Source organism: Planomicrobium stackebrandtii (assembly GCF_030814955.1).
In the GTDB taxonomy this organism is placed as follows: Bacteria; Bacillota; Bacilli; order Bacillales_A; family Planococcaceae; genus Planococcus; species Planococcus stackebrandtii.
On the sequence record NZ_JAUSWB010000007.1, the window covers coordinates 161,196 to 182,433 of the forward strand.

Below are 21,238 nucleotides of genomic sequence, written 5' to 3' on the forward strand. Positions count from 1 at the left end.
CTACAAATGACAACAATCATTACAAATAAATCAGTGTCTGGGGCAACTGCAGACCAAACAGCTAAAAAGGCAGTTTATGAAACAAAACAGCTTAATCTTTGGTATGGCAGCAACCATGCATTAAAAAACATTGACCTGGAAATTATGGAAAATGAAGTGACAGCCATTATCGGACCTTCAGGATGCGGTAAATCAACATACATCAAGACTTTGAACCGTATGGTCGAATTGGTGACTTCCGTTAAAACTTCAGGTGAAATCCTGTATCGCGGACGCAATATCTTTGATCAGGACTATGGAGTGGAAGAGCTTCGGACACGTGTCGGCATGGTTTTCCAAAAGCCAAATCCGTTCCCGAAATCCATTTACGACAATGTGGCGTATGGCCCGCGCATCCACGGCATTAAAAACAAGAAAATTCTTGACGAAATTGTTGAAAAAAGTTTGCGTGGCGCAGCCATTTGGGAAGAAGTAAAAGACCGCCTTAACGAAAATGCCTACAGCATTTCCGGCGGACAGCAGCAGCGTATTTGTATCGCGCGCGCACTGGCAATTGAACCGGACGTTATTCTGATGGATGAGCCGACTTCAGCACTTGATCCTATTTCAACATTAAAAGTGGAAGAATTGGTCCAGGAACTGAAGAAAGACTACAGCATCATTATTGTGACGCACAATATGCAGCAGGCAGCACGGATTTCAGATAAGACCGCATTCTTTTTGAATGGAGAAGTGGTTGAATTTGACCACACCGATACTATCTTTTCAAACCCTTCCGACAAACGGACGGAAGATTACATTTCAGGCCGGTTCGGTTAAGGGAAAAGGAGGCGAAACTTTTGTCATTACGTGAAAAATTTGAGTTCGAACTAAATTCTGCACAGGAACAATTAATCGATTTAAGTACAATGGCAGTCAATGCATTAAACAAATCGATGGAAGCACTGGTCAATCAGGACGTAGATGCAGCACTTGAAGTGATCGAAGACGATAAAGATATCAATCAGCTGGAAGAATTCATCAATGATCGGGTGATCCTGTTGATTGCTAAGCAATCTCCGGTGGCTACAGATTTGCGGCGCTTAGTGGTGACCATTAAAGTGGCTTCAGATATGGAGCGTGTAGGCGACTATGCGGTCAATATCGCGAAAGAGACCATTCGCATCGGCAATCAGGAACTGCTGCCGCAAATCGCGCAGATCCAGCAGATGCAAAAGCTGGCTGTCGCCATGCTGCGCCAAGTCATCGATGCATTTGTTGAAGAGGACATTGTTAAAGCGAAAGAAATTGCCGAACTGGATGACCAAGTGGACGAATTGTACGGCGATGTGATCCGCAAGCTCATGCGTGCAGGCGGAGAAAATCCGGACCGGCTCGGCCAGATAACTCAATTGGCGTTTATCAGCCGTTACATGGAACGCTCTGCGGATCACGCCACCAATATCGCTGAGCAATTGTTTTACTTAGTGCGAGGGCAGCATTACGATTTAAATAAATAATGGAAGACAAGCATTTGCCGGAGTTTCCTTATGCCTTGCCAGCAAATGCTCTTCTGTTAAGAGTGAAAATAAATGCCGGAAGCTTTTTCGCCTCCCGCATTTATTTTTATTTAGAAAGGTTTAAAAAAATGGATTTTTACAGTAGACTTTACGATGGAATATGCTATAATAATTAAGTCGTATAGATCACGCTTATTTACAAATGATCTTTGAAAGAATTAGGAGGGATACCGATGCGTGTTAACATCACTTTAGCTTGTACAGAATGTAGCGAACGTAACTACAGCACTGTTAAAAATAAGCGCAACAACCCTGAGCGTCTTGAAATGAAAAAATATTGCTCACGTGAAAAGAAAATGACAGTACACCGTGAAACGAAGTAATTCATTGATTGCCAAAACCTCCAGAGGTTTTGGCTTTTTTCTTTGTAAAGGAGCTCGTGCTGATATGGATAAAGTTATGCAGAGAAAAAGCGTACTCGCTTTGCTCAATGAGATGACTATAGAACAGTATAAAATAAAATCGGATGCGGCAGTGGCTCGTTTGGTGGAAGATCCTGCTTTTTTAAAAGCGGACACGATCGGTATGACACTAGCCGCTTTTCCGGAAGTGGATACCTCCGGATTGTTGGATGCCTGCTGGAAAGCAGGGAAAAAAGTGGCTGTGCCAAAGTGTTACCCGGCAACCCGCGCCATGGATTTCCGGGTGATCGACAACATGGATCAGCTGGAAGTTGTCTATATGAAACTTCAGGAGCCGATAGTTTCCAAAACGGCATACATAAAACCGGATGCGATCGACTTGTTGATCGTGCCGGGCGTTGTTTTTTCAAAGCAAGGCTTTAGAGTAGGCTTTGGCGGAGGATATTATGACCGCTTTTTGGCGAATTACGAGGGCATTACCCGCTCACTGGCGTTTGATTGCCAGATTGCAGAATCGATTCCGGTAGAATCTCATGATTTGCCGGTTCAGGGAATATACACAGAAAGCGGCTATATCAATACAAAGGTGGTGGGCAAATGAAAAACCTGTACGATGTCATGCAATTGCTGAAACGCTACGGCACCATCATCTACACTGCTGATTACAAAGCGGATCTGGATTTAATGGAAGATGAAGTGAAAGAGCTGTATCGTTTGCAATTTATCTCCGCAAAAGAATACGCCTCGGCACTGCTTATTCTTCGCCAAAAAAAATCTGAATATGATAAAAAATAAATTCGAGAAGCGAAACTTCTTGTGTTTTCATACGTCTAGAATAAGGGTAAATACTTCATATAAGAGAAAAATTCTTTTATACTAAACTATTATGGAGTGTACCGATATAAAAGGATCATTATACCGACAATTAAACGATAGTAGCCCGGTTTATAAAAAACCGTTCAGAACAAAGCTAATTAAGTTGTACTAGTAATTATCGCTTGCTGATATTTGCAAGAACCGCGCCCAAAGCGATGGGCTATAACCGGTTTTTTTGGTTCAATTTTTATAAAGTATCGAGCAAGGAGGGGGGCCGGGTATGCTGAAAAAAGAATGGCCGAAACATTCAATCCTGGCAATTGCCATCATCGCCACATGGCTTAAAACATATATTGTTTATAAGACCAGTTTTTCCATTACAATAGACAATTTGCTGCAGGAATTTATCTTGTTCATTAACCCATTGAGCATGCTGCTGTTTATTTACGGGATTTCGCTGTTTTTCAAGAGCGAAAAATCGAAAAATCGCTACTTGATTGCTGTGGCAATCGTCACCTCAATCATTCTTTACGGAAATGTCGCATTTTATCGTTTTTTCAGTGATTTTATCACTTTGCCGGTCCTTTTCCAAACAGAGAATTTTGGTGATTTGGGTTCAAGTGCGGCAGCCAGTATATTCTGGACAGATTTGCTGTATTTCGCAGATGTGGCCATTATTTTGTTGGCGATAAAGTTTGTTAATGTAAAATCACTTGCTGCAGTATCTTCTTCAGCACACCGCAAAGCCTATTATGTTTTGGCACTCGCGGTCCTATTCTTCAACTTGGGGCTGGCAGAGGCAGAGCGGCCACAGCTTTTGACGCGCAGCTTTGACCGCGAGATGCTGGTGAAAAATTTGGGGATGTACAATTATCATTTATATGATGTGTATATCCAATCCAAATCGCAGGCACAGCGCGCATTGGCTGACGGTTCTGAGCTGGTTGAAGCCAATAACTATGTACGCGCCAACCAGATAGAACCATCTGAAGAGATGAAAGGCGTTGCAGAAGGACGCAACTTGATTGTCGTCACTTTGGAATCGCTGCAAAGTTTTACAATCAACGGCGAAATGAATGGGCAAACGATTACGCCATTCCTGAACTCGTTGACAGAAGACGAAGACACCATCTATTTTGAAAATTTCTATCACCAAACGGGATTAGGCAAAACATCGGATTCAGAGTTCTTGCTCGAGAATTCCCTTTATCCGTTGAGCGGAGGTGCGGTATTCTTTACGCATAGCGGCAATACGTACAATTCCATGGCTGAGAGCCTTGGCAACAAGGGCTATTCAACGAATGTCCAGCATGCCAATACGAAAAGCTTTTGGAATCGCGACATCATGTACGAATCAATGAACATCGACGAATTCTATGATATTGAAAGCTTTGAAGTTGGCGAAGGTGAAGCAGTCAATTGGGGCATGAAGGATATTCCGTTTCTTGAACAGTCCGTTGAACACATGACTGAAATGGAGCAGCCTTTTTATAGCCGCTTGCTGACGCTGACCAACCATCATCCGTTTACACTGGATGAACAAGACAAATCGATTCCTGAATTTGATTCAAATTCAGGAACGTTAAACCGGTATTTCCAGACATCCCGCTACTTGGATGAATCGATCGAAGTCTTTTTTGAAGAGTTAAAAGAAAAAGGGCTTTATGAGAATTCAATTATCGTCATGTACGGTGACCATTACGGAATTTCGGAAAACCACAACGAAGCCATGTCGCAATACCTGGGCGAAGAAGTGACGGATTTTACGTCTGCTGAACTGCAGAAAGTTCCGTTCTTTGTCCACATTCCAGGCTATGGCGAAGGCCATGTCAATGAGGAAGTCGGCGGACAGATTGATATGCGTCCGACCATCATGAACCTGATGGGCATTGATACGTCAAAAGACATTCAGTTTGGCGGCGATTTGTTCTCGGAAGAACATGAGGAATTCGTTCCTTTCCGCGATGGGCGATTTGTTACCGACAAAGTGGTCTATGCTGGGAATGTCTGCTATGACAAAGAAACCGGCGAACCAACCGAAGAAGAGTTGTGCGCGCCTTATATTGAGCAGGCGTTTACAGAGCTTGAATATTCCGAGTCGATCATCAATGGCGACCTGCTTCGTTTTTACGATGAAGAAGACGGCCAATTGACAACAATTCCTGAAGGGGATTTGGAGCAATAAAAGAGAGTGCGCCCAGCGCCTCTTTTTTTTATGGCATGAAAAAAAGCTGATGCATTTAACAGCATCAGCTTTTTTCGAATTAATGTAGTCCTGGTGGATAACCGTGTGTAATAACTGTCGCAACTGTAAAGGCGCCGAAAATCACAAACGTTCCAAAGTTAAAAAGAAAGCCGAGGACTTCTTTATTCTTTAGGGTTTGTACAGTGCCGATTGCCGCAAGAACTGCAGTAAGTCCAAAAATAACCATTAACATCCAACTCATCGAATGACACTCCCTTCAACTTAAACAGCCAGTGCCGCTTTGTTCTCTTTATATTGTAAAGAAATTACTCTCTTTTGTCGAGGACAAAAAGTGTCAGTATGTTGACAGTCCTGCAAAGCGCAGCGTGCTATAATCGAAGAGAGGTGAAGAAGATGCTGAAAATCGACCAACTGGAGCTGGGAGCTGTCCAGACCAACTGCTACATTATTTCGGACGACCAAAAACAATGCCTGATTTTTGATCCAGGCGAAGAAAGCGCCAGAATCCATGCGCTGCTGAAAAAGAAAAACTTGAAGCCGATCGCTATTCTTTTGACGCATGCCCATTTTGACCATATCGGGGCAGTGGATGATGTCCGAGAGCGCTATTCAATCCCGGTTTACTTGCATCATTTGGAGAAAGACTGGCTAAGCAAGCCTAATCTGAACGGTTCAGGCAAGTATGCAGCTTTGCCGGATTACCGGGTGAAGGATGCGGACATTTTACTGACGGATGAAAAGCGCCTGCAGATCGGCTCTTTTCAAATGGACATTCTTCACACTCCCGGCCATTCTCCGGGCAGTGTCAGTTATTCATTTGGCAATGAAGGTTTTGCTATTGTGGGGGACACGCTGTTTCGCGGAAGCATCGGCCGCACAGATCTGATCGACGGATCCGAGAAAAAGCTGCTGCAGTCCATTCACGACTCGCTGCTGACGCTTCCTGAACACATGATCCTTTATCCTGGCCATGGCCCGGAAACGACCCCTGAACAGGAAACAAACAGTAATCCGTTTCTGTCAGGATTTTAAACCGCTGCAAAGCGAAACTTTATAAAAAAACAAAAGGTGCATGGGAGAAATCCCCCATGCACCTTTTGTTTTTTATTCGTATTGATTAATGTCCAGCACCAGGAACGTGGATGAACGTAGTGTAATAAGTGAAGCCTACGAAAAATACTGTCAAATAGGCACCAAAAATATACAAATACATGCGTTCAGAAATATTTAAGAATCCAAGAAGAACAAAAAATCCGGTGTTAGCGACCATTAATAATGATACTTCAACCATATCGCCTACATAAAAGAGAACTGCAAATATACCAGTCCACCATCCCATTAACTTGAACATATTATTCATGGGTAATCCCTCCTTTGCCACAACACAATAATCTCTTATTTATTATATAGGAAATAGAGTGAATGTGTAAACAGCGAGTTCGTCTTTCTTTGTGACAAACAGGTGTACGGTTGTTTGCCGGCACTGAAATTTTTAAAAAAATAGGTAAACCTGTCCTCTGAGTAGAAAAACGATAGACCTCCAAAAATGGGTTTTGGCGGCTATTCGCGGTTCAAAATTTTATTTTGGCAAAAGCTGTTTCTTTCTCAAAAAGAGCCGGTTATACTATGTGTGAACAGAGAGGCAGCCTCTGTTCACAGCGAAACAGGAGGTGGATATGCAATCAATTATTGAGCGCCGCTGTGTTGACCTTCTGCACGATGCAGCAAAAAATGGCGCAACAGACATCCACATCAAACCCGAACCATCCTGCTATACCGTTTCTTATCGCTCGTTCCAAAACTTGCGGCAAGTGACCCAATTCCCCTTGGATCTGGGTGATCGCATGATCGCCTACTTCAAATACCTATCCCTTTTAGACATGAGTGAAAAGAGAAAACCCCAAACCGGTTCATTTCAGCTTCCCATCAACGAAAGATCCCATTATTTCCGAATTTCCACACTGCCTTCCGTGCTGACAAAGGAAAGCATCGTCATCCGCATCATGCCGGACGACACCGCCGAGTCTCTGCACCAGCTGGCCGCTTTCCGTGACTCGGCCCGTCTCTTGGAGAAACTGTCCGAAGCCTCACAGGGCTTAATTCTTCTCACAGGACCTACAGGCTGCGGCAAATCAACGACCTTATATTCGCTGTTAAAGCATTGTGCGGAAAAGTTGAACCGCAATATTATTACACTCGAAGATCCTGTTGAACGGAAGAACCAGTCGATTTTGCAAATCCAGGTCAATGAAAAAGCAGGGCTCAGCTATGCTTCTGGATTAAAAGCGATTCTCCGGCACGATCCCGACATTATTATGATCGGGGAAATCCGCGATGCTGAAACAGCCCAAATTGCTGTTCGAGCTGCATTGACCGGCCATTTGGTTTTTTCAACCATCCACGCCAGGCATTCTGTCGGCTGCCTGCACCGGCTGCGAGATTTGGGCGTATCATTTGAAGACATGTCGCAAACCCTTATTGCCGTTTCAGCCCAAAAGATCATTCCGGTGTTCTCTGACATCAGCCAATCGGAATCGTGCTATCGCGCGCTTTTTGAAATTCTGGAAGGCGAGCGGCTGGAAGATGCTTTGCTGGCAGCTAGCTTGAAAAAACCTTACTCTTTGCCTGCGGAACTGTCATTTGAGGGCCAAGTTACGGAAGGAGTGAAAATTGGTGCGATTCAAACTTCCTGCACGCTCTGACAAAATTTGCCTACGTGACCGCGAACAGTTCTTGACGCGCCTGGCTGTTTTAATGAAAGAAGGCTATCTGCTGCCGATTGCCTTGAGTTTATTGCTGCCCATGCATACATCCAGGCTGGAAGAAACGTTGAGCGGCATAACGGTTATTTTAAAGAGTGGCGGCAATGCTGCTGAAATCCTGAAGTACTTGGGGTTTAAGGACCATGTGTTGTTTCCAGTCGAAATCGCGGAATACCATGGACGGCTGCCGGAATCGATTGACAGCATTGCCAAAAGTTTCGCACGGACTGAACAAGTGCAAAAAAAACTGAAAAACATTTTAATCTATCCGGTATCCCTGCTGATTTTCACTTCTGTGCTGTTTTTGTTTTTCCGTACCAGCTATGTGCCGAATTTGACGGAAATGATGGAGTCGCTGCAATCCGGTAGCGAGGGTTCAGGCATTCCTTCTTATTTGTTGAGCTTGCCCGATTTTTTCATTGCGTTTTTTGCTGTTGCCGCCCTATCAGCATATGTTTTCAGGCTGCTGCTGAAAAGGCAGGCGACTCAGCAGCAAATCAACTGGCTGCTGGCCATTCCAATTCTTCGCGGCTTTATGAAGCTGTACTGGTCGCATTTATTGGCACGCGAGCTTGGCACATTGCTGCACAGTGGGATATCCATGCAGGAGTCACTCGATCTGCTGCAGCGCCAAAACTATCATAAAGTGATTCAGTTTATGACTCGGCAGTCCCACGAAGAACTGATGATGGGGCAAACGTTTTCCACATCGCTCGAGCGTTTTTCGTTTGTTTCCAAAGACATGTCCGCTTTTGTCCACCACGGGGAAATGACCGGCTACCTGGGGAAGGAATTGATTCTTTACAGCGAAGTGCTGATGGAGCGGATTGAACAGCAGACGCAGCAGCTGCTGCGCATTATCCAACCAAGTTTTTTTATTATGATCGCCGTCTGCATCGTAGGTGCCTATCTGGCTATTTTGATGCCGATGTATAACCTGGTCCATACCATTTGAGGAGGAAACCCATGCGCTTTTTAAAAAACCAAAAAGGATTTACGCTAATTGAAATGCTGATCGTTATGTTGATCATTACGGTGCTGATTGCCATCGCCATTCCAAACGTTACAAAACAATCATCGGCAGTTGATGAAAAAGGATGCAAAGCTTTTGTGCAGATGGTTCAGGGGCAAGTAGAGTCTTACCGCATGGATATGAAAGTTATGCCAACCTTGGCGGATCTTGTAACGGAAGGCTATTTGAAAACAGGAGAAACGGATTGTCCGAATGGCGATGTGGTCAATATTTCAGTTGATGGAGTAGTAACATCTGCAAAACCGTCGTAAAAGAACAGGGCTTTACACTTCTGGAAATGCTGTTGGTGCTTGTTGTGCTGATGGCCATCGTCGCCATGTCGATTCCAGGCTATCAGACCTTTGCCGTCAAAAAGGAAGAACAGCGGTTTTTTGAATTACTCCAGCAGGACATCTACTTTGCACAGAGCCAAAGCTATTCGTTGGGGAAAACCGCGAAAGTGGTTTTCAGGGAAACCAAAGGGACCTACGAAATATTCACAGATCTTCAGTCAGTCGTCTTGTCCAGGCAGCTTCCAGAATCAGTGGCGCTGAAAAAAACCAGCAACTTAAATGAAATCTATTTCAATTCCAATGGCTCGGTCGTCCAATCCGGCACCTTCCGTTTTGCGACCAGCAGCGGAGAAAAGACATTGGTCGTTCATCTTGGGAGAGGGAGAGTGGTGTTTTCTGAATGAGAGAGGAGTCTCCTGGGCTGAAACGATGGTCAGCTTGTTCATGGTCTTCATTATCTTCGGCAGTTTGCTGCCGGTCATGCTCAGCGTGCAGCAAAGCCTGCACGTGAAGAAAGAACGCGTCAGCGCTTATGAGACCTTGCACGAAGCTGCCAGAGAAATCAGTTCGACAGGTTCTGTGCGCGGTCAGCGAGTTGTTGGCGGCATCGTCTATAACTGGCAGATGGCTGACCTCTTGTGTGTTGATTATGCGGATTATCAAGGAAAGCAGAAGCGGCTATGCGCCGAATAACTCGCCTGGATGAAAAAGGATTTTCATTTTTAACTTCCGTCTTTGAATTGCTGGTACTGATGACAATGCTTCCGCTGATTGTGCTGTTCTTCGGATTCGCCCTTAGCTTTACTGAAGATCTAGATCCGCACCGGGCAGAATGGCAATTGTTTGCTGTGGATTTGCAGAGCTATCTAAACAACAGTGACTCACTTGAAATCATCAATGGAGGCAATGGCATTCGTGTCGTCCAGATGGGAGAGGAATATGATATCGAACTGTATACCGATATGATCCGCAAACAAAAAGATCGGAAAGGGCATGAGGTCATGCTGACTCGTGTCCGGCTAAGCCATTTTACACTGGATGGGCGTACGTTGAAGGTCCGCATTGAATTTACCAGCGGCACGATGGAAGAGGCAGAATATGTTTTTACCCAATCTTAGAAACGAAAAAGGAGCGGTTTATCCCGTTGCAATCGTCTTTTTCCTGTCTGCTTTGATGTTGTTATCCCATACCTTAACGGTCTATGCCATCCAATATAAAACATATGATGGTTTGGAAAATATGCACAGACATGCTACGATACAACTACTGAAGGATATTGAGCAAAATAAAATACCTGAGTAGAGGTAAGTATCGGGTGGGTAGGATGAACAGAATATATTTGATTGGATTCATGGGCTGCGGCAAAAGCGCAGTCGGCAGGAGGCTGAGTTTCCTGCTAAAACTGCCCTTCTACGACATGGACAAAGAGATTGTCCGGCAGACAGGGAAAACGATTCCAGAAATTTTCGAGCAGCATGGCGAAGAATATTTCCGGGACTTGGAAACACAGTTTTTGCAAAATTTTAAAAATGATTATTGCATCATCTCAACAGGCGGCGGCGTCACCATGCGAAAAGCAAACCAGAAGATTATGAGAAATACCGGACTGGTGCTGTTTTTGGATGCTCCGTTCCGTGAGATTTGGCGGCGGATTCATCGGGATCCGAATCGTCCCATCGTCCGCCAATCAACCCGCGAGGAAATCGAAGCGCTGCACAAATCCCGTTATCGGGACTATAAGCAAACTGCGCACATTACGATCCGCACGGAATTCCGGACCCTGCGGCAAATTACCCAATATGCTGCTTTTCAAGTAAATCGACTAAAAGGCGAATGATTTGATTTTAATTAATCTAATCATTCGCCTTTTGTCCTTTTAACGAAAAAAGATTGCGCTTCACTTGGAACAATGTTAGGATATATTCAAAGTTATACTATTCTGTATAACGGTTTGGACCAATCAATATTGATTTGGGCGGATGATTATACGGGGAGAGAACGCAAATGCGTCGCCGAAGGAGCAAATGACAAAAGTTATGAATCTCTCAGGCAAAAAGACTCGTATAGGACGCATCTCTGGAGAATGCTGCATGTCAGCTACCAACGAGGAAAGCCATTATGGTAAACTTTCAGGTTCCAGGACAGAGATTTCCCTCTAAAGGGAAATCTCTGTCCTTTTTCGCGTCTTTGCACATCTAGTGCTGACGGAAGAGCTTTGAAAAATGAGGAGGAAAATCATTGGCACAGTTAAAACGTACACCTCTTTTTGAAACGTATTCGAAATACGGCGGCAAAACAATCGATTTTGGCGGTTGGGAATTGCCTGTTCAATTTTCGAGCATTAAAGAAGAACATGAGGCGGTCAGAACAAAAGCGGGGCTTTTTGATGTATCGCATATGGGTGAAATTTTTGTCACAGGAGCAGACAGTTTAGACTATCTTCAGCATCTCCTGACAAATGATGTCTCCAAAATCCAAGATGGCCAGGCCCAGTATACAGCAATGTGTTATGAAGATGGAGGAACAGTTGATGACCTGTTGGTCTATAAAATAGCTGAAGAGCATTATTTGCTTGTTGTCAACGCATCCAATATTGAAAAAGATTTTGAATGGATGGAACAGGCCAAAAAAGGTGATGTGACATTGGATAATGCTTCTGACCGTTATGGTTTATTGGCATTGCAAGGTCCATTGGCTGAAAAGGTTCTTCAACGCCTGACAGGCGAAGATCTTTCAAGCATCAAACCATTCCGTTTTAAGCATGATGTTCAAGTGGCAGGCCAAACGGTTATCTTGTCACGGACCGGCTACACGGGTGAAAATGGTTTTGAAATATACGCAGCACCTGAAGCGCTGGTTGTTCTTTGGGATAAGATCCTGTCAGAAGGAACATCAGAAGGCATCGTGCCTGTAGGGCTAGGCGCACGCGATACATTGCGCTTTGAAGCCTGTCTTGCTTTGTACGGACAGGAACTGTCAAAAGACATCACGCCTTTGGAAGCCGGTATCAATTTTGTTGTGAAGCTGAAAAAAGAACAGGATTTCTCCGGAAAACAGGCATTGGCAGCTCAAAAAGAAGCAGGCGTCCCACGCAAATTGGTGGGCATTGAAATGATTGATAAAGGAATTCCACGCCACGGCTATCCGGTATATGTTGGGAATCAGCAAGTCGGAGAAGTCACGACGGGAACGCAATCGCCAACTTTGAAGAAAAATATTGGCCTTGCTTTGGTTTCAAGTGAATTTGCTGAATTGGGAATTGAATTGGAAGTTGAAATCCGCAGCAAACGATTAAAAGCGAAAACAGTGGAAACGCCATTTTACAAACGATCCAACTAATCTAACTTGAAAAGGGGACAGCACTCCATGAAGCATCGCTATTTACCAATGACGTCTCAAGACGAAAAAGAAATGCTGGAAACGATCGGCATCGACTCAATCGATGAATTGTTTTCGGATATTCCGGAAAAAGTCCGTTTTAAAGGCGAATACAACATCAAACCTGCCAAATCCGAGTCTTCATTAACGAAAGAATTGGCGCAGCTTGCAGCTAAAAATGCTGACACTAACCGTTATGCGTCATTCCTTGGAGCGGGCGTTTACGATCATTACAAACCAATTATTGTGGATCACGTGATTTCGCGTTCTGAATTTTACACGGCGTACACACCTTATCAACCGGAAATTTCTCAAGGTGAATTGCAGGCTATTTTTGAATTCCAGACGATGATCAGCGAATTGACGGGCATGGACATCGCCAACTCTTCTATGTATGACGGCGGGACGGCGCTTGCCGAAGCCGGAATGCTTGCTGCAGGGCACACGAAACGCAAAAAAATTCTGGTATCACGCGCAGTTCATCCGGAATCCCGAGATGTTGTCCGTACCTATGCACTCGGACAATCTATTGAAGTGATTGAAATTCCACTAAAAGATGGACACACCGACTTGGATGCACTAAAAGAAATGATCGATGAAAACGTCGCAACTGTTATGATCCAGTACCCGAACTTTTTTGGCCAGGTTGAAAACTTGAAAGAAATTGAACCCATCGTCCACGAAGCTGGCGCATTATTGTCTGTTTCTTCCAATCCATTAGCGCTGGGTGCCTTAACGTCTCCAGGCCAACTTGGAGCTGATATTACCGTAGGCGATGCCCAGCCATTCGGTATTCCGGAAGCATACGGCGGACCTCATTGCGGCTATTTCGCCGTAACGAAAAAACTGATGCGCAAAGTACCAGGCCGTTTAGTTGGCGAAACGACGGACGAAGAAGGCCGCCGCGGATTTGTATTAACGCTGCAGGCGCGTGAACAGCATATCCGCCGCGACAAAGCGACGTCCAATATCTGCTCGAACCAAGCGTTGAACGCACTGGCAGCATCGGTTGCCATGACGGCGCTCGGCAAAGTCGGCACGCAGGAAATTGCCAAACAAAATATCGTAAAAACCCATTATATGAAACAGCAATTGAAAAGAGCTGGCCTTGAAATTGCATTCGAAGGCGCTCATTTCAACGAAATCGTTGTGAAAACGGAAGAATCGGTCAAGCAGCTGAACGACCGCTTGTTTGAACACAATATGATTGGCGGCTATGACCTTGGCTTGAGCTATGATGAATTTAAAGGCCATGTGCTTGTTGCGGTCACGGAACAACGGACCAAAGAAGAAATCGATGCATTTGTGCAGGAAATTGCTGCAAAAGTGAAGGAAGCGGGGGCTACTCATGCATAAAGACAACCAAGCGCTAATTTTTGAATTGACCAAAGAAGGCCGCATTGGCTATAGCCTGCCGACTCTTGACGTGCCGGAAGTTGACTTGAGCGAGCTATTGCCGAATGAGTTAATCCGTACTGAAGCAGCGGAACTGCCGGAAGTATCGGAACTTGATATTATGCGCCATTACACGGCGTTATCCAACCGTAACCATGGCGTGGATTCTGGATTCTACCCACTTGGTTCTTGCACAATGAAATACAACCCGAAAATCAACGAAACCGTTGCCCGATTCCCGGGATTTGCAAATATCCATCCATTGCAAGATGAAAAAACTGTTCAAGGAGCTCTTGCACTGTTATTTGACTTGCAGGAACACTTGAAAGAAATTACCGGTATGGACGAAGTGACGTTGCAGCCTGCTGCAGGTGCACACGGAGAATGGACTGGATTGATGATGATCCGTGCCTACCACGAAGCGCGAGGCGACATGAAACGGACGAAAGTGATCGTTCCCGATTCGGCGCACGGCACTAATCCGGCGTCAGCAACGGTTGCCGGATTTGAAACCGTGACGGTGAAATCAAGCGACCAGGGACTTGTGGATTTGGAAGACTTGAAGCGGGTTGTTGGAGAAGATACAGCAGCGTTAATGCTGACAAATCCGAATACACTTGGCTTGTTTGAAGAACAGATTCTGGAAATGGCAGCTATTATCCATGAAGTGGGCGGCAAGCTGTATTATGACGGCGCCAACTTGAACGCGGTAATGTCAAAAGCACGTCCAGGAGACATGGGCTTCGACGTGGTTCACTTGAATTTGCACAAAACCTTCACGGGACCTCACGGCGGCGGCGGACCTGGATCTGGTCCAGTCGGCGTGAAAAATGATCTTCTGCCTTACTTGCCGAAACCGGTATTGGTAAAAAATGAAGACGTTTATACGTTTGACTACGACCGCCCGGAATCAATCGGCCGTGTTAAGCCTTTTTACGGAAACTTTGGCATCAACGTACGTGCCTATACGTATATCCGCTCCATGGGACCAGATGGCCTAAAGGCGGTTACGGAATATGCCGTATTAAACGCCAACTACATGATGCGCAGACTGCAGCCCCATTTCGATTTGCCGTATGACCGCCATTGCAAGCACGAATTTGTTTTAAGCGGACGCCGCCAGAAAAAAATGGGTGTCCGGACATTGGATATGGCAAAACGCCTGCTTGACTTCGGTTATCATCCGCCAACGATCTACTTCCCATTGAACGTGGAAGAAGGCATGATGATCGAACCGACCGAAACAGAATCCAAAGAAACCTTGGATGCTTTTATTGACGCAATGATTCAGATTGCCAAAGAAGTGGAAGAAAATCCTGAAATCGTACAAAATGCACCGCATACAACGGTAATCAGCCGATTGGATGAAACAAAAGCGGCACGTAAACCTGTACTTCGTTATTACGAAGGCGAATAACCTAAAAGGCACGGAAGCCATTGAGCTTCCGTGCCTTTTTTGTCGTTCAGTAAAACCCGATCGACAGTTCTGGATCTTCCCAATCGTTTTTCTCTGCCCGTTTGTTTTGCTTTTGCAATTCCTCGATGCGTTTGGCATAGCCGGAATCGCCTTCATAATGCCAATTCAAGGCCGAAGACATGTACAATTCGTTCAGCTGCGAAATCGACAGCCCTTTTGTCAGCTTGGCCATATCGGCAAGTTCTGTATCCGAAAAAATGTGTTTAATGTCGAGTTTCCGCAAGTATTTCTCGCGCAGTGATTTGGACGGAGCTGGAATTTCATAAGCCCGGTCAAAACGGCCGGCGCGGTTGATCAAAGCCGGATCGATTTTTTCAGGGTAATTCGTAGTGCCGATGACAAACAGCCCTTCGCGCGATTGAGTGCCGTCCAGAGTGTTCAAGAAGACTGAACGCGTAAAGTCCGGCATCGAGTCAATGTCCTCGATCACCAGGATGGCCGGAGCCAGCCTGGAGACGATGCCAAAGACCTCCTGCACAGTGTAGCTGTTGGTGAATTCGGTGATCTGCCAATAGACGACAGGCGCTTCTGTAGAGCCAGTAATGGACTTCACCAGCGTGGTCTTGCCATTGCCAGGCGATCCATACAGAAGGATGCCGCGTTTGTAAGGAACGCCGTAATCCCGGAAAAACTGGCCATCCGCTTTGAAAAATTCATCAATCGAACGGAAGATGTCTTGTTTGACGGAATCTGAGAGCATGACATCCTTCCGGTCGACGATGGCATGTTCCCCGAAGTTGCGGCGATGGACGCCGTCTTCTGTGTCGACAAGATAAGTGATGTTGTTCATCAACACCTGGCGCAATAATTCATTCATCGCTGTCAGAAAGGCGAAAGCCGAATCGACTGTTTTAGCGAAACAATGAAATTCCGGCCAGCTGTTGTCAGAGGCTGTGTAGAAAGGCACTTGGGCAATGGCAACATCGTGTTCAGGAAAATAAACGAGTTTGTTTTCGAAGCTTTCCTGAATTTTTAGATTGCCGCTGTGCAAATCATCGGGTGCATTGGCGATTTTTCCGAGAGGACGGGCTTCATAGATGTAAGACAGCACTTCGAAAGAGAGCAATCCTTTTTCCATCATATCGATCAGGTGGCTGTTTAATTGTTCAATGGGTTCTGTTATATCAATATGCATCCAGGAGCCGGCAGAACGGCCATCAAGCACACTCAGGATGCTTTGGGAGACAATTGCTACGTCCGAATAATGCGGGAGCGTTTCCCGGATGTTCGCTTGATGTGGAAAAAGAACGACAGGTTTCATATATAGTTTCCTCATTTCAAATGGAATAGGATGAAAAACGTAGTTGTGTGGTAACTCCAATTTTACAGGAGCGGAAGATTTTTTGTACGCTTTTTAAGAAATAGCGGAATGGACATACGCCCGTTCTTTTGAATGAAAAAAGAGACTGCCCCAAAAGGTCATGTTCATGACCTTTTGGGACAGCCCCGTTGAGAACTTAGGCTTTGGATTTTATTTTTCCAGTCCATTGTTTAAATCCGCCTTGCAGCTGGAACAATTGGTCGTAGCCTTTTTTCTTCAGGAAAATTGCGACGCGTCCACTGCGTGCTCCGTTCTGGTCATATAAGTAGACCGGCTTGTCCGAACGAATTTCCTTGTAGCGCTGGCGCAATTGCGATTGTGGAATATTGCGTGCTCCGAGAATATGGCCGGCCGCAAAATCTTTCGGCTCACGTACGTCGATTAACTGTGCTCTGCGGTAGCCCTCGATAAATTGTTCCTGCGTCAAATTAGTGACGGCTTTTTTCATGCGGAAATAAGTAATAACCGCGTAAATGATGATTGCCAAAACAACAGCAATCGTGATGTACAAAAATTCCAATGTTCTTGCCCCTTTCTCATCTTCCTTTATTATAAGAGAAGAGATGACGGATATTCAATGCCAATGTTACACTAATTAGCGGAAATAGGAGGCGATCTTGTGAAATATCCAAAATGGATTTTTGTGAACTCCGGTGCGAGCAGCCCTTCTTTCAACATGGCACTTGATGAAGCCTTGCTGATATGGCACAGTGAAGGGCTTATTCCGCCGGTTATCCGTTTCTACAGCTGGGAGCCGGCCGCGTTGTCGATCGGTTACTTTCAGAAAGTGGAAAAGGAAATTGACATGGATGCCGTCAATCGGCTAGGCCTCGGATTTGTCCGCCGGCCGACAGGAGGCAGAGGCGTTCTCCATGAACATGAACTTACATATAGCATCATTGTCAGCGAGGATTATCCGGACATGCCGGAAACCGTTACGGAAGCTTATCGCGTATTAAGCGAAGGCTTATTGGAAGGCTTCAAGAATCTCGGGCTGGATGCCTATTTTTCGGTTCCGGATACGGACGCCAAGCGCGCAGATCTGAAAAAACCAAAATCGGCCGTTTGTTTTGATGCACCGAGCTGGTATGAAATGGTCGTCGAAGGAAAGAAAGTGGCGGGCAGTGCGCAAACGCGCCAAAAAGGTGTGATATTGCAGCATGGTGCCATTTTAATTGACTTGGATGCTGAGAAGCTGTTGTCCGTTTTTAAATTTCCGAGTGAAGAAGCCAAAGAAAGGATGCGCATCAAAATCCCCGAAAAAGCGGTATCGATCAATTCGATTCGCAAGGAGCCGGCTACTGTGGAAGAATGCATCCATGCTTTTAAAGCTGGATTCGAACAGGCACTTTCCATTGAGCTTGAGCCTTACACGTTGTCAGAACAACAGTTCGCCGATGTCAAGGCTTTAGAAGAAAAAAAATATGCCAATGCCGATTGGAATTTCCGCGTTTAAGTGTCTTTTGGCTCATTTTGCAAATCCGCAAAGCTGGAAACCTTGCTAAATAAAGCTTTTAAAAGTGACGAAGTTTTGAAGCAGAAAATTGTTATTGAAATGAAGTTTCAATATGTAGTATGCTGGGAATTGAAGTAATACTATATATAGTATCTCACTCCATATAACACGAAGGAGGAATTGTCAATGGTTTCTGCCACACAATCCCAGTACTCATTAAATTCAAGATCTTTAAACGAAGATATCCAAACGTTTCCACAAGTGCATGCAATTACTCCGGATATGAAAGTAACGCATAAAGGGGTATCCCGTCTTGTGATGATTGACCGTTATTCGTTCAAGGATACGGAGAAAAAAACCTTGAAGGCAGGCGACTTTGTCGTATTGACTGTCAAAGAGGATCCGAAATTCCCGGCCCGCGGCCTTGGCTTTATCGTTTCCATCGATCAGCAGGCCAACAAAGCCCAGGTTTGGATTGAGGAAGATTACCGAAGCGCAATCGACAATCCGAAGGAGCAGGAAGCAGGCATCGTCAATCGCCCAATCGACGTGATTGAGAAGCCGCTTGAAGTGTTTTACGAGCAGATTGCGAAACGCAATGCAACAGGACTTGCTTCTGTAGAGAAAACACCTGAAAAACGTCAGGAATGGTTTGAAAAATTCTACCAGCAATTGGTCGGATTAAAATTCATCCCGGCCGGCCGCGTACTATACGGAGCAGGCGCTGATACAGACGTAACTTATTTCAATTGCTACGTCATGCCGTTTGTTGCGGACTCCCGCGAAGGCATTTCCGATCACCGCAAACAAGTGATGGAAATTATGAGCCGCGGAGGCGGAGTCGGCACCAACGGTTCGACTCTTCGCCCGCGCAACACATTGGCTCGCGGAGTCAACGGCAAATCGTCAGGGTCTGTATCTTGGCTTGACGATATCGCCAAACTGACGCATCTTGTCGAGCAAGGCGGTTCACGCCGCGGAGCACAGATGATCATGCTGGCAGACTGGCATCCCGATATTGCCGAATTCATCATCTCAAAAATGCAGAATCCACGCATCCTGCGCTATTTAATCGAAAATACAACAGATGAAACGATCAAGAAATTGGCTCACGATAAATTGAAGTTCAAGCCGCTGACTGATCAGGAAGATGCGATGTACCAGGGAATCCTGAACTACCGTGCAATTCCTGGAATGGGCGGATTTAACGAGAAAATCATGCGCGATGCTGAAACAAAGCTGCGCGATGGCGGAACTTATTCAGTCCATAATGAAGAATTTTTGACCGGCGCCAACATTTCAGTCACTTTGACGAGCGATTTCATGACGGCTGTCGAAAACGACGAAGATTTCGATTTGCGCTTTCCTGCAGTGGAATCTTATTCGAAAGAGGAAATGGCGATCTACAATGAAAAATGGCAGGAAGTCGGCGATGTTCGCGAGTGGGAACGCATGGGCCATGGCGTCCGTGTTTACCGCACGATGAAAGCACGTGAACTATGGAACCTGGTCAATATTTGTGCGACCTATTCAGCTGAACCCGGCATTTTCTTTATTGATAACGCAAACGAAAAAACGAATGCGGCAGCATATGGACAAAAAGTTGTGGCAACCAACCCTTGCGGCGAACAGCCATTGGCACCGTACTCAGTCTGCAACCTGGCGGCGGTCAACTTGGCCCAGTTCGCAGATCCGAAAACGAAAACTGTCGATTTTGAAGCTTTAAAAGAAACGGTTCGCGTCGGAGTTCGCATGCAGGACAATGTGATCGATGCAACCCCATACTTCCTTGAAGATAACAAGGTTCAGGCACTCGGTGAACGCCGGGTCGGCCTTGGCGTTATGGGACTTGCTGATCTGTTGATCTACTGTGATAAAGAATACGGCTCGCCGGAAGGCAATGACCTTGTGGATGAAATCTTCAAGACGATTGCTACTGCAGCATACGAAGTGTCGACAGACCTGGCAGCGGAACGCGGCAGCTTCCCGTTCCTTGTCGGCAAAACCGATGAAGAAACAGCAGCACTCCGCAAAGCATTCACCCAAACCGGGTTTATGCAAGGCATGCCTAAACATGTGCTTGAAGCGGTTCTTGAAAAAGGAATCCGCAATTCGCATCTATTGACGGTAGCACCAACAGGTTCTACCGGTACGATGGTTGGCGTTTCAACAGGACTTGAACCATACTATTCATTTACGTACTACCGCAGCGGCCGTCTTGGAAAATTTATCGAGGTCAAAGCAGACATCGTCAGTGAATACCTGAAGAACAATCCGGAAGCGGATGAAGAAAACTTGCCGAAGGCATTTGTCACGTCCATGGACCTGGCGCCTGAAGCACACGCGGATGTCCAGTGCATCATCCAGCGCTGGATCGATTCATCTATCTCGAAAACGGTCAACGCACCGCGCGGCTATACAGTCGAACAGGTGGAAGGCGTCTATGAGCGTCTCTATAAAGGCGGAGCAAAAGGCGGTACGGTTTACGTCGACGGCAGCCGTGACTCGCAGGTTCTGACGCTGAAAGCTGAAGACAACACGTTTGAAGAAGAGCAACAGCCGGAAGAAACGGGCAAGCGTCCGATCGTCCTGGTCGATACCATTCAGGACATCCGTTCTACCAATGTCAGCATAGGTTCTGAAGTGGGCGACACATGCCCAGTGTGCCGTCAGGGGACGGTGGAAGAAATGGGCGGCTGCAACACATGCACCAACTGCAATGCTCAATTGAAATGCGGATTATAAAATGACCAGCGCGATGGCCCAGCAGCCATCGCGCTTTTTTATTGGCTGGTTGCGTAGTCAGTTTGTCTTGTGCCTCTGGGTACTGGACAAGCGTTTGCGCTTTTCTTGCTGTCCAGCTCCAGCAGCCAGATTCTAGGGTCATAAGCCACCCTGGCTGTACTGCTGAAGAAAGGCCGTTTCGCCAATGTGTCTTATGCCTGTCGAGGGTCCGCAGGAAGCGGATCAGCTAACCTGTGCGACAGGAAGTCGCGCAGCTGGGTTAGCATCTTCTTCTGGCTGCTTCGGCTTTTCTAATTGTCCAGCTCCAGCGCCTAGAATCTCGGGGTCTTAAGTCCGCTTGCCTGTGCGGCACAGAAACGCCGCTTCGGCAACCTGCCTTAAGCCTGTCGATTCTGAACAGGCGCTTCCGCTTTTCTAAAAAGTTGCTCGATTTTTCCGATATGTTAAAATAATTAA

Annotated in this window: 24 protein-coding genes and 1 riboswitch; of the genes, 20 read left to right on the plus strand and 4 right to left on the minus strand. The window is 45.8% G+C overall.

Going from position 1 to position 21,238, the window contains the following annotated elements; all coding sequences use genetic code 11:
• The first annotated feature begins 6 nt into the window (after positions 1-6).
• From pstB to QOZ98_RS14220, 6 genes are all read left to right on the plus strand, one after another.
• Entirely contained in the window at positions 7-819 is an 813-nt protein-coding gene (gene pstB, locus QOZ98_RS14195) for a phosphate ABC transporter ATP-binding protein PstB (protein WP_308788056.1), read from the plus strand.
• Positions 820-839: 20 nt separating this feature from the next.
• Positions 840-1,499, plus strand: coding sequence for a phosphate signaling complex protein PhoU (gene phoU, locus QOZ98_RS14200; RefSeq protein WP_308788057.1), 660 nt, complete (start codon positions 840-842; stop codon positions 1,497-1,499).
• A 233-nt stretch (positions 1,500-1,732) separates the two neighbouring features.
• Entirely contained in the window at positions 1,733-1,882 is a 150-nt protein-coding gene (gene rpmG, locus QOZ98_RS14205; RefSeq protein WP_006830468.1) for a 50S ribosomal protein L33, read from the plus strand.
• Between the two features lie 64 nt (positions 1,883-1,946).
• Positions 1,947-2,522, plus strand: a complete 576-nt coding sequence (locus QOZ98_RS14210) for a 5-formyltetrahydrofolate cyclo-ligase (RefSeq protein WP_308788058.1) — start codon at positions 1,947-1,949, stop codon at positions 2,520-2,522.
• A complete protein-coding gene (locus tag QOZ98_RS14215) occupies positions 2,519-2,716 on the plus strand; it encodes a YqgQ family protein (protein WP_308788059.1) in 198 nt (65 codons plus the stop codon). The genes QOZ98_RS14210 and QOZ98_RS14215 overlap by 4 nt, the downstream gene beginning before the upstream one ends.
• Positions 2,717-3,017: 301 nt before the next feature.
• The gene (locus tag QOZ98_RS14220; protein WP_308788060.1) at positions 3,018-4,922 is read left to right on the plus strand and encodes an LTA synthase family protein; all 1,905 of its coding nucleotides are present in this window, start codon (positions 3,018-3,020) and stop codon (positions 4,920-4,922) included.
• 79 nt (positions 4,923-5,001) lie between these two features.
• On the opposite strand, the gene QOZ98_RS14225 is transcribed toward QOZ98_RS14220, so the two are convergent.
• On the minus strand, positions 5,002-5,184 hold the full coding sequence (locus QOZ98_RS14225) for a DUF2759 domain-containing protein (RefSeq protein ID WP_142827827.1): 183 nt from the start codon (positions 5,182-5,184) through the stop codon (positions 5,002-5,004).
• Positions 5,185-5,336: 152 nt separating this feature from the next.
• On the opposite strand from QOZ98_RS14225, the gene QOZ98_RS14230 reads away from it, so the two are divergent.
• Positions 5,337-5,975, plus strand: a complete 639-nt coding sequence (locus QOZ98_RS14230; RefSeq protein WP_308788061.1) for an MBL fold metallo-hydrolase — start codon at positions 5,337-5,339, stop codon at positions 5,973-5,975.
• Positions 5,976-6,060: 85 nt separating this feature from the next.
• Here the strand turns inward: QOZ98_RS14230 and QOZ98_RS14235 are convergent, their stop codons facing one another.
• The gene (locus tag QOZ98_RS14235; protein ID WP_308788062.1) at positions 6,061-6,303 is read right to left on the minus strand and encodes a DUF2626 domain-containing protein; all 243 of its coding nucleotides are present in this window, start codon (positions 6,301-6,303) and stop codon (positions 6,061-6,063) included.
• Between the two features lie 316 nt (positions 6,304-6,619).
• Here QOZ98_RS14235 and comGA point away from each other — a divergent pair, with 316 nt between their 5' ends.
• The 11 genes from comGA (at position 6,620) to gcvPB (ending at position 15,200) form a co-directional block, all read left to right on the plus strand.
• Entirely contained in the window at positions 6,620-7,645 is a 1,026-nt protein-coding gene (gene comGA / locus QOZ98_RS14240; protein ID WP_308788063.1) for a competence type IV pilus ATPase ComGA, read from the plus strand.
• A complete protein-coding gene (gene comGB, locus QOZ98_RS14245) occupies positions 7,617-8,660 on the plus strand; it encodes a competence type IV pilus assembly protein ComGB (RefSeq protein WP_308788064.1) in 1,044 nt (347 codons plus the stop codon). Before comGA ends, comGB begins: the two co-directional genes overlap by 29 nt.
• A gap of 11 nt (positions 8,661-8,671) precedes the next feature.
• A complete protein-coding gene (gene comGC / locus QOZ98_RS14250; protein WP_142827832.1) occupies positions 8,672-8,989 on the plus strand; it encodes a competence type IV pilus major pilin ComGC in 318 nt (105 codons plus the stop codon).
• The gene (comGD, locus tag QOZ98_RS14255) at positions 8,971-9,414 is read left to right on the plus strand and encodes a competence type IV pilus minor pilin ComGD (RefSeq protein ID WP_308788167.1); all 444 of its coding nucleotides are present in this window, start codon (positions 8,971-8,973) and stop codon (positions 9,412-9,414) included. Before comGC ends, comGD begins: the two co-directional genes overlap by 19 nt.
• Entirely contained in the window at positions 9,383-9,703 is a 321-nt protein-coding gene (locus QOZ98_RS14260; protein WP_308788065.1) for a hypothetical protein, read from the plus strand. The genes comGD and QOZ98_RS14260 overlap by 32 nt, the downstream gene beginning before the upstream one ends.
• Entirely contained in the window at positions 9,691-10,128 is a 438-nt protein-coding gene (gene comGF, locus QOZ98_RS14265) for a competence type IV pilus minor pilin ComGF (protein ID WP_308788066.1), read from the plus strand. The genes QOZ98_RS14260 and comGF overlap by 13 nt, the downstream gene beginning before the upstream one ends.
• Positions 10,109-10,312 carry a hypothetical protein gene (locus QOZ98_RS14270; protein WP_308788067.1) on the plus strand — a complete coding sequence of 68 codons (204 nt, stop codon included), beginning with the start codon at positions 10,109-10,111 and terminating at the stop codon, positions 10,310-10,312. The genes comGF and QOZ98_RS14270 overlap by 20 nt, the downstream gene beginning before the upstream one ends.
• 22 nt (positions 10,313-10,334) lie before the next feature.
• Positions 10,335-10,847 carry a shikimate kinase gene (locus QOZ98_RS14275; RefSeq protein ID WP_308788068.1) on the plus strand — a complete coding sequence of 171 codons (513 nt, stop codon included), beginning with the start codon at positions 10,335-10,337 and terminating at the stop codon, positions 10,845-10,847.
• A 142-nt stretch (positions 10,848-10,989) separates the two neighbouring features.
• Positions 10,990-11,081: riboswitch (glycine riboswitch) on the plus strand.
• Positions 11,082-11,248: 167 nt separating this feature from the next.
• Positions 11,249-12,349 (plus strand): glycine cleavage system aminomethyltransferase GcvT, encoded by a 1,101-nt coding sequence (gcvT, locus tag QOZ98_RS14280; RefSeq protein WP_308788069.1) that lies wholly within the window; start codon positions 11,249-11,251, stop codon positions 12,347-12,349.
• A gap of 27 nt (positions 12,350-12,376) precedes the next feature.
• Positions 12,377-13,744, plus strand: a complete 1,368-nt coding sequence (gene gcvPA / locus QOZ98_RS14285; protein WP_308788070.1) for an aminomethyl-transferring glycine dehydrogenase subunit GcvPA — start codon at positions 12,377-12,379, stop codon at positions 13,742-13,744.
• The gene (gene gcvPB / locus QOZ98_RS14290; RefSeq protein WP_308788071.1) at positions 13,737-15,200 is read left to right on the plus strand and encodes an aminomethyl-transferring glycine dehydrogenase subunit GcvPB; all 1,464 of its coding nucleotides are present in this window, start codon (positions 13,737-13,739) and stop codon (positions 15,198-15,200) included. The genes gcvPA and gcvPB overlap by 8 nt, the downstream gene beginning before the upstream one ends.
• 46 nt (positions 15,201-15,246) lie before the next feature.
• Here gcvPB and QOZ98_RS14295 read toward each other — a convergent pair whose 3' ends face one another.
• Positions 15,247-16,521 (minus strand): ATP-binding protein, encoded by a 1,275-nt coding sequence (locus QOZ98_RS14295; RefSeq protein ID WP_308788072.1) that lies wholly within the window; start codon positions 16,519-16,521, stop codon positions 15,247-15,249.
• Between the two features lie 196 nt (positions 16,522-16,717).
• Positions 16,718-17,101, minus strand: coding sequence for a rhodanese-like domain-containing protein (locus tag QOZ98_RS14300; protein WP_142827840.1), 384 nt, complete (start codon positions 17,099-17,101; stop codon positions 16,718-16,720).
• A 156-nt stretch (positions 17,102-17,257) separates the two neighbouring features.
• Between QOZ98_RS14300 and QOZ98_RS14305 the strand changes: the two genes are divergently transcribed.
• Positions 17,258-18,037: a lipoate--protein ligase family protein gene (locus QOZ98_RS14305; protein ID WP_308788168.1), complete on the plus strand. Its 780-nt coding sequence runs from the start codon at positions 17,258-17,260 to the stop codon at positions 18,035-18,037.
• A 186-nt stretch (positions 18,038-18,223) separates the two neighbouring features.
• The gene (locus tag QOZ98_RS14310) at positions 18,224-20,782 is read left to right on the plus strand and encodes a vitamin B12-dependent ribonucleotide reductase (RefSeq protein WP_308788073.1); all 2,559 of its coding nucleotides are present in this window, start codon (positions 18,224-18,226) and stop codon (positions 20,780-20,782) included.
• Positions 20,783-21,238 lie beyond the last annotated feature (456 nt).

Bases quoted from the DNA above. Each gene is read 5' to 3' on its own strand.
- pstB (WP_308788056.1), top strand. From the start codon at position 7: ATGACAACAATCATTACAAATAAATCAGTGTCTGGGGCAACTGCAGAC.
- rpmG (WP_006830468.1), top strand. From the start codon at position 1,733: ATGCGTGTTAACATCACTTTAGCTTGTACAGAATGTAGCGAACGTAAC.
- QOZ98_RS14210 (WP_308788058.1), top strand. From the start codon at position 1,947: ATGGATAAAGTTATGCAGAGAAAAAGCGTACTCGCTTTGCTCAATGAG.
- QOZ98_RS14215 (WP_308788059.1), top strand. From the start codon at position 2,519: ATGAAAAACCTGTACGATGTCATGCAATTGCTGAAACGCTACGGCACC.
- QOZ98_RS14220 (WP_308788060.1), top strand. From the start codon at position 3,018: ATGCTGAAAAAAGAATGGCCGAAACATTCAATCCTGGCAATTGCCATC.
- QOZ98_RS14225 (WP_142827827.1), bottom strand. From the start codon at position 5,184: ATGAGTTGGATGTTAATGGTTATTTTTGGACTTACTGCAGTTCTTGCG.
- QOZ98_RS14230 (WP_308788061.1), top strand. From the start codon at position 5,337: ATGCTGAAAATCGACCAACTGGAGCTGGGAGCTGTCCAGACCAACTGC.
- QOZ98_RS14235 (WP_308788062.1), bottom strand. From the start codon at position 6,303: ATGAATAATATGTTCAAGTTAATGGGATGGTGGACTGGTATATTTGCA.
- comGA (WP_308788063.1), top strand. From the start codon at position 6,620: ATGCAATCAATTATTGAGCGCCGCTGTGTTGACCTTCTGCACGATGCA.
- comGC (WP_142827832.1), top strand. From the start codon at position 8,672: ATGCGCTTTTTAAAAAACCAAAAAGGATTTACGCTAATTGAAATGCTG.
- comGF (WP_308788066.1), top strand. From the start codon at position 9,691: ATGCGCCGAATAACTCGCCTGGATGAAAAAGGATTTTCATTTTTAACT.
- QOZ98_RS14270 (WP_308788067.1), top strand. From the start codon at position 10,109: ATGTTTTTACCCAATCTTAGAAACGAAAAAGGAGCGGTTTATCCCGTT.
- QOZ98_RS14275 (WP_308788068.1), top strand. From the start codon at position 10,335: ATGAACAGAATATATTTGATTGGATTCATGGGCTGCGGCAAAAGCGCA.
- gcvPA (WP_308788070.1), top strand. From the start codon at position 12,377: ATGAAGCATCGCTATTTACCAATGACGTCTCAAGACGAAAAAGAAATG.
- gcvPB (WP_308788071.1), top strand. From the start codon at position 13,737: ATGCATAAAGACAACCAAGCGCTAATTTTTGAATTGACCAAAGAAGGC.
- QOZ98_RS14295 (WP_308788072.1), bottom strand. From the start codon at position 16,521: ATGAAACCTGTCGTTCTTTTTCCACATCAAGCGAACATCCGGGAAACG.
- QOZ98_RS14305 (WP_308788168.1), top strand. From the start codon at position 17,258: ATGGCACTTGATGAAGCCTTGCTGATATGGCACAGTGAAGGGCTTATT.
- QOZ98_RS14310 (WP_308788073.1), top strand. From the start codon at position 18,224: ATGGTTTCTGCCACACAATCCCAGTACTCATTAAATTCAAGATCTTTA.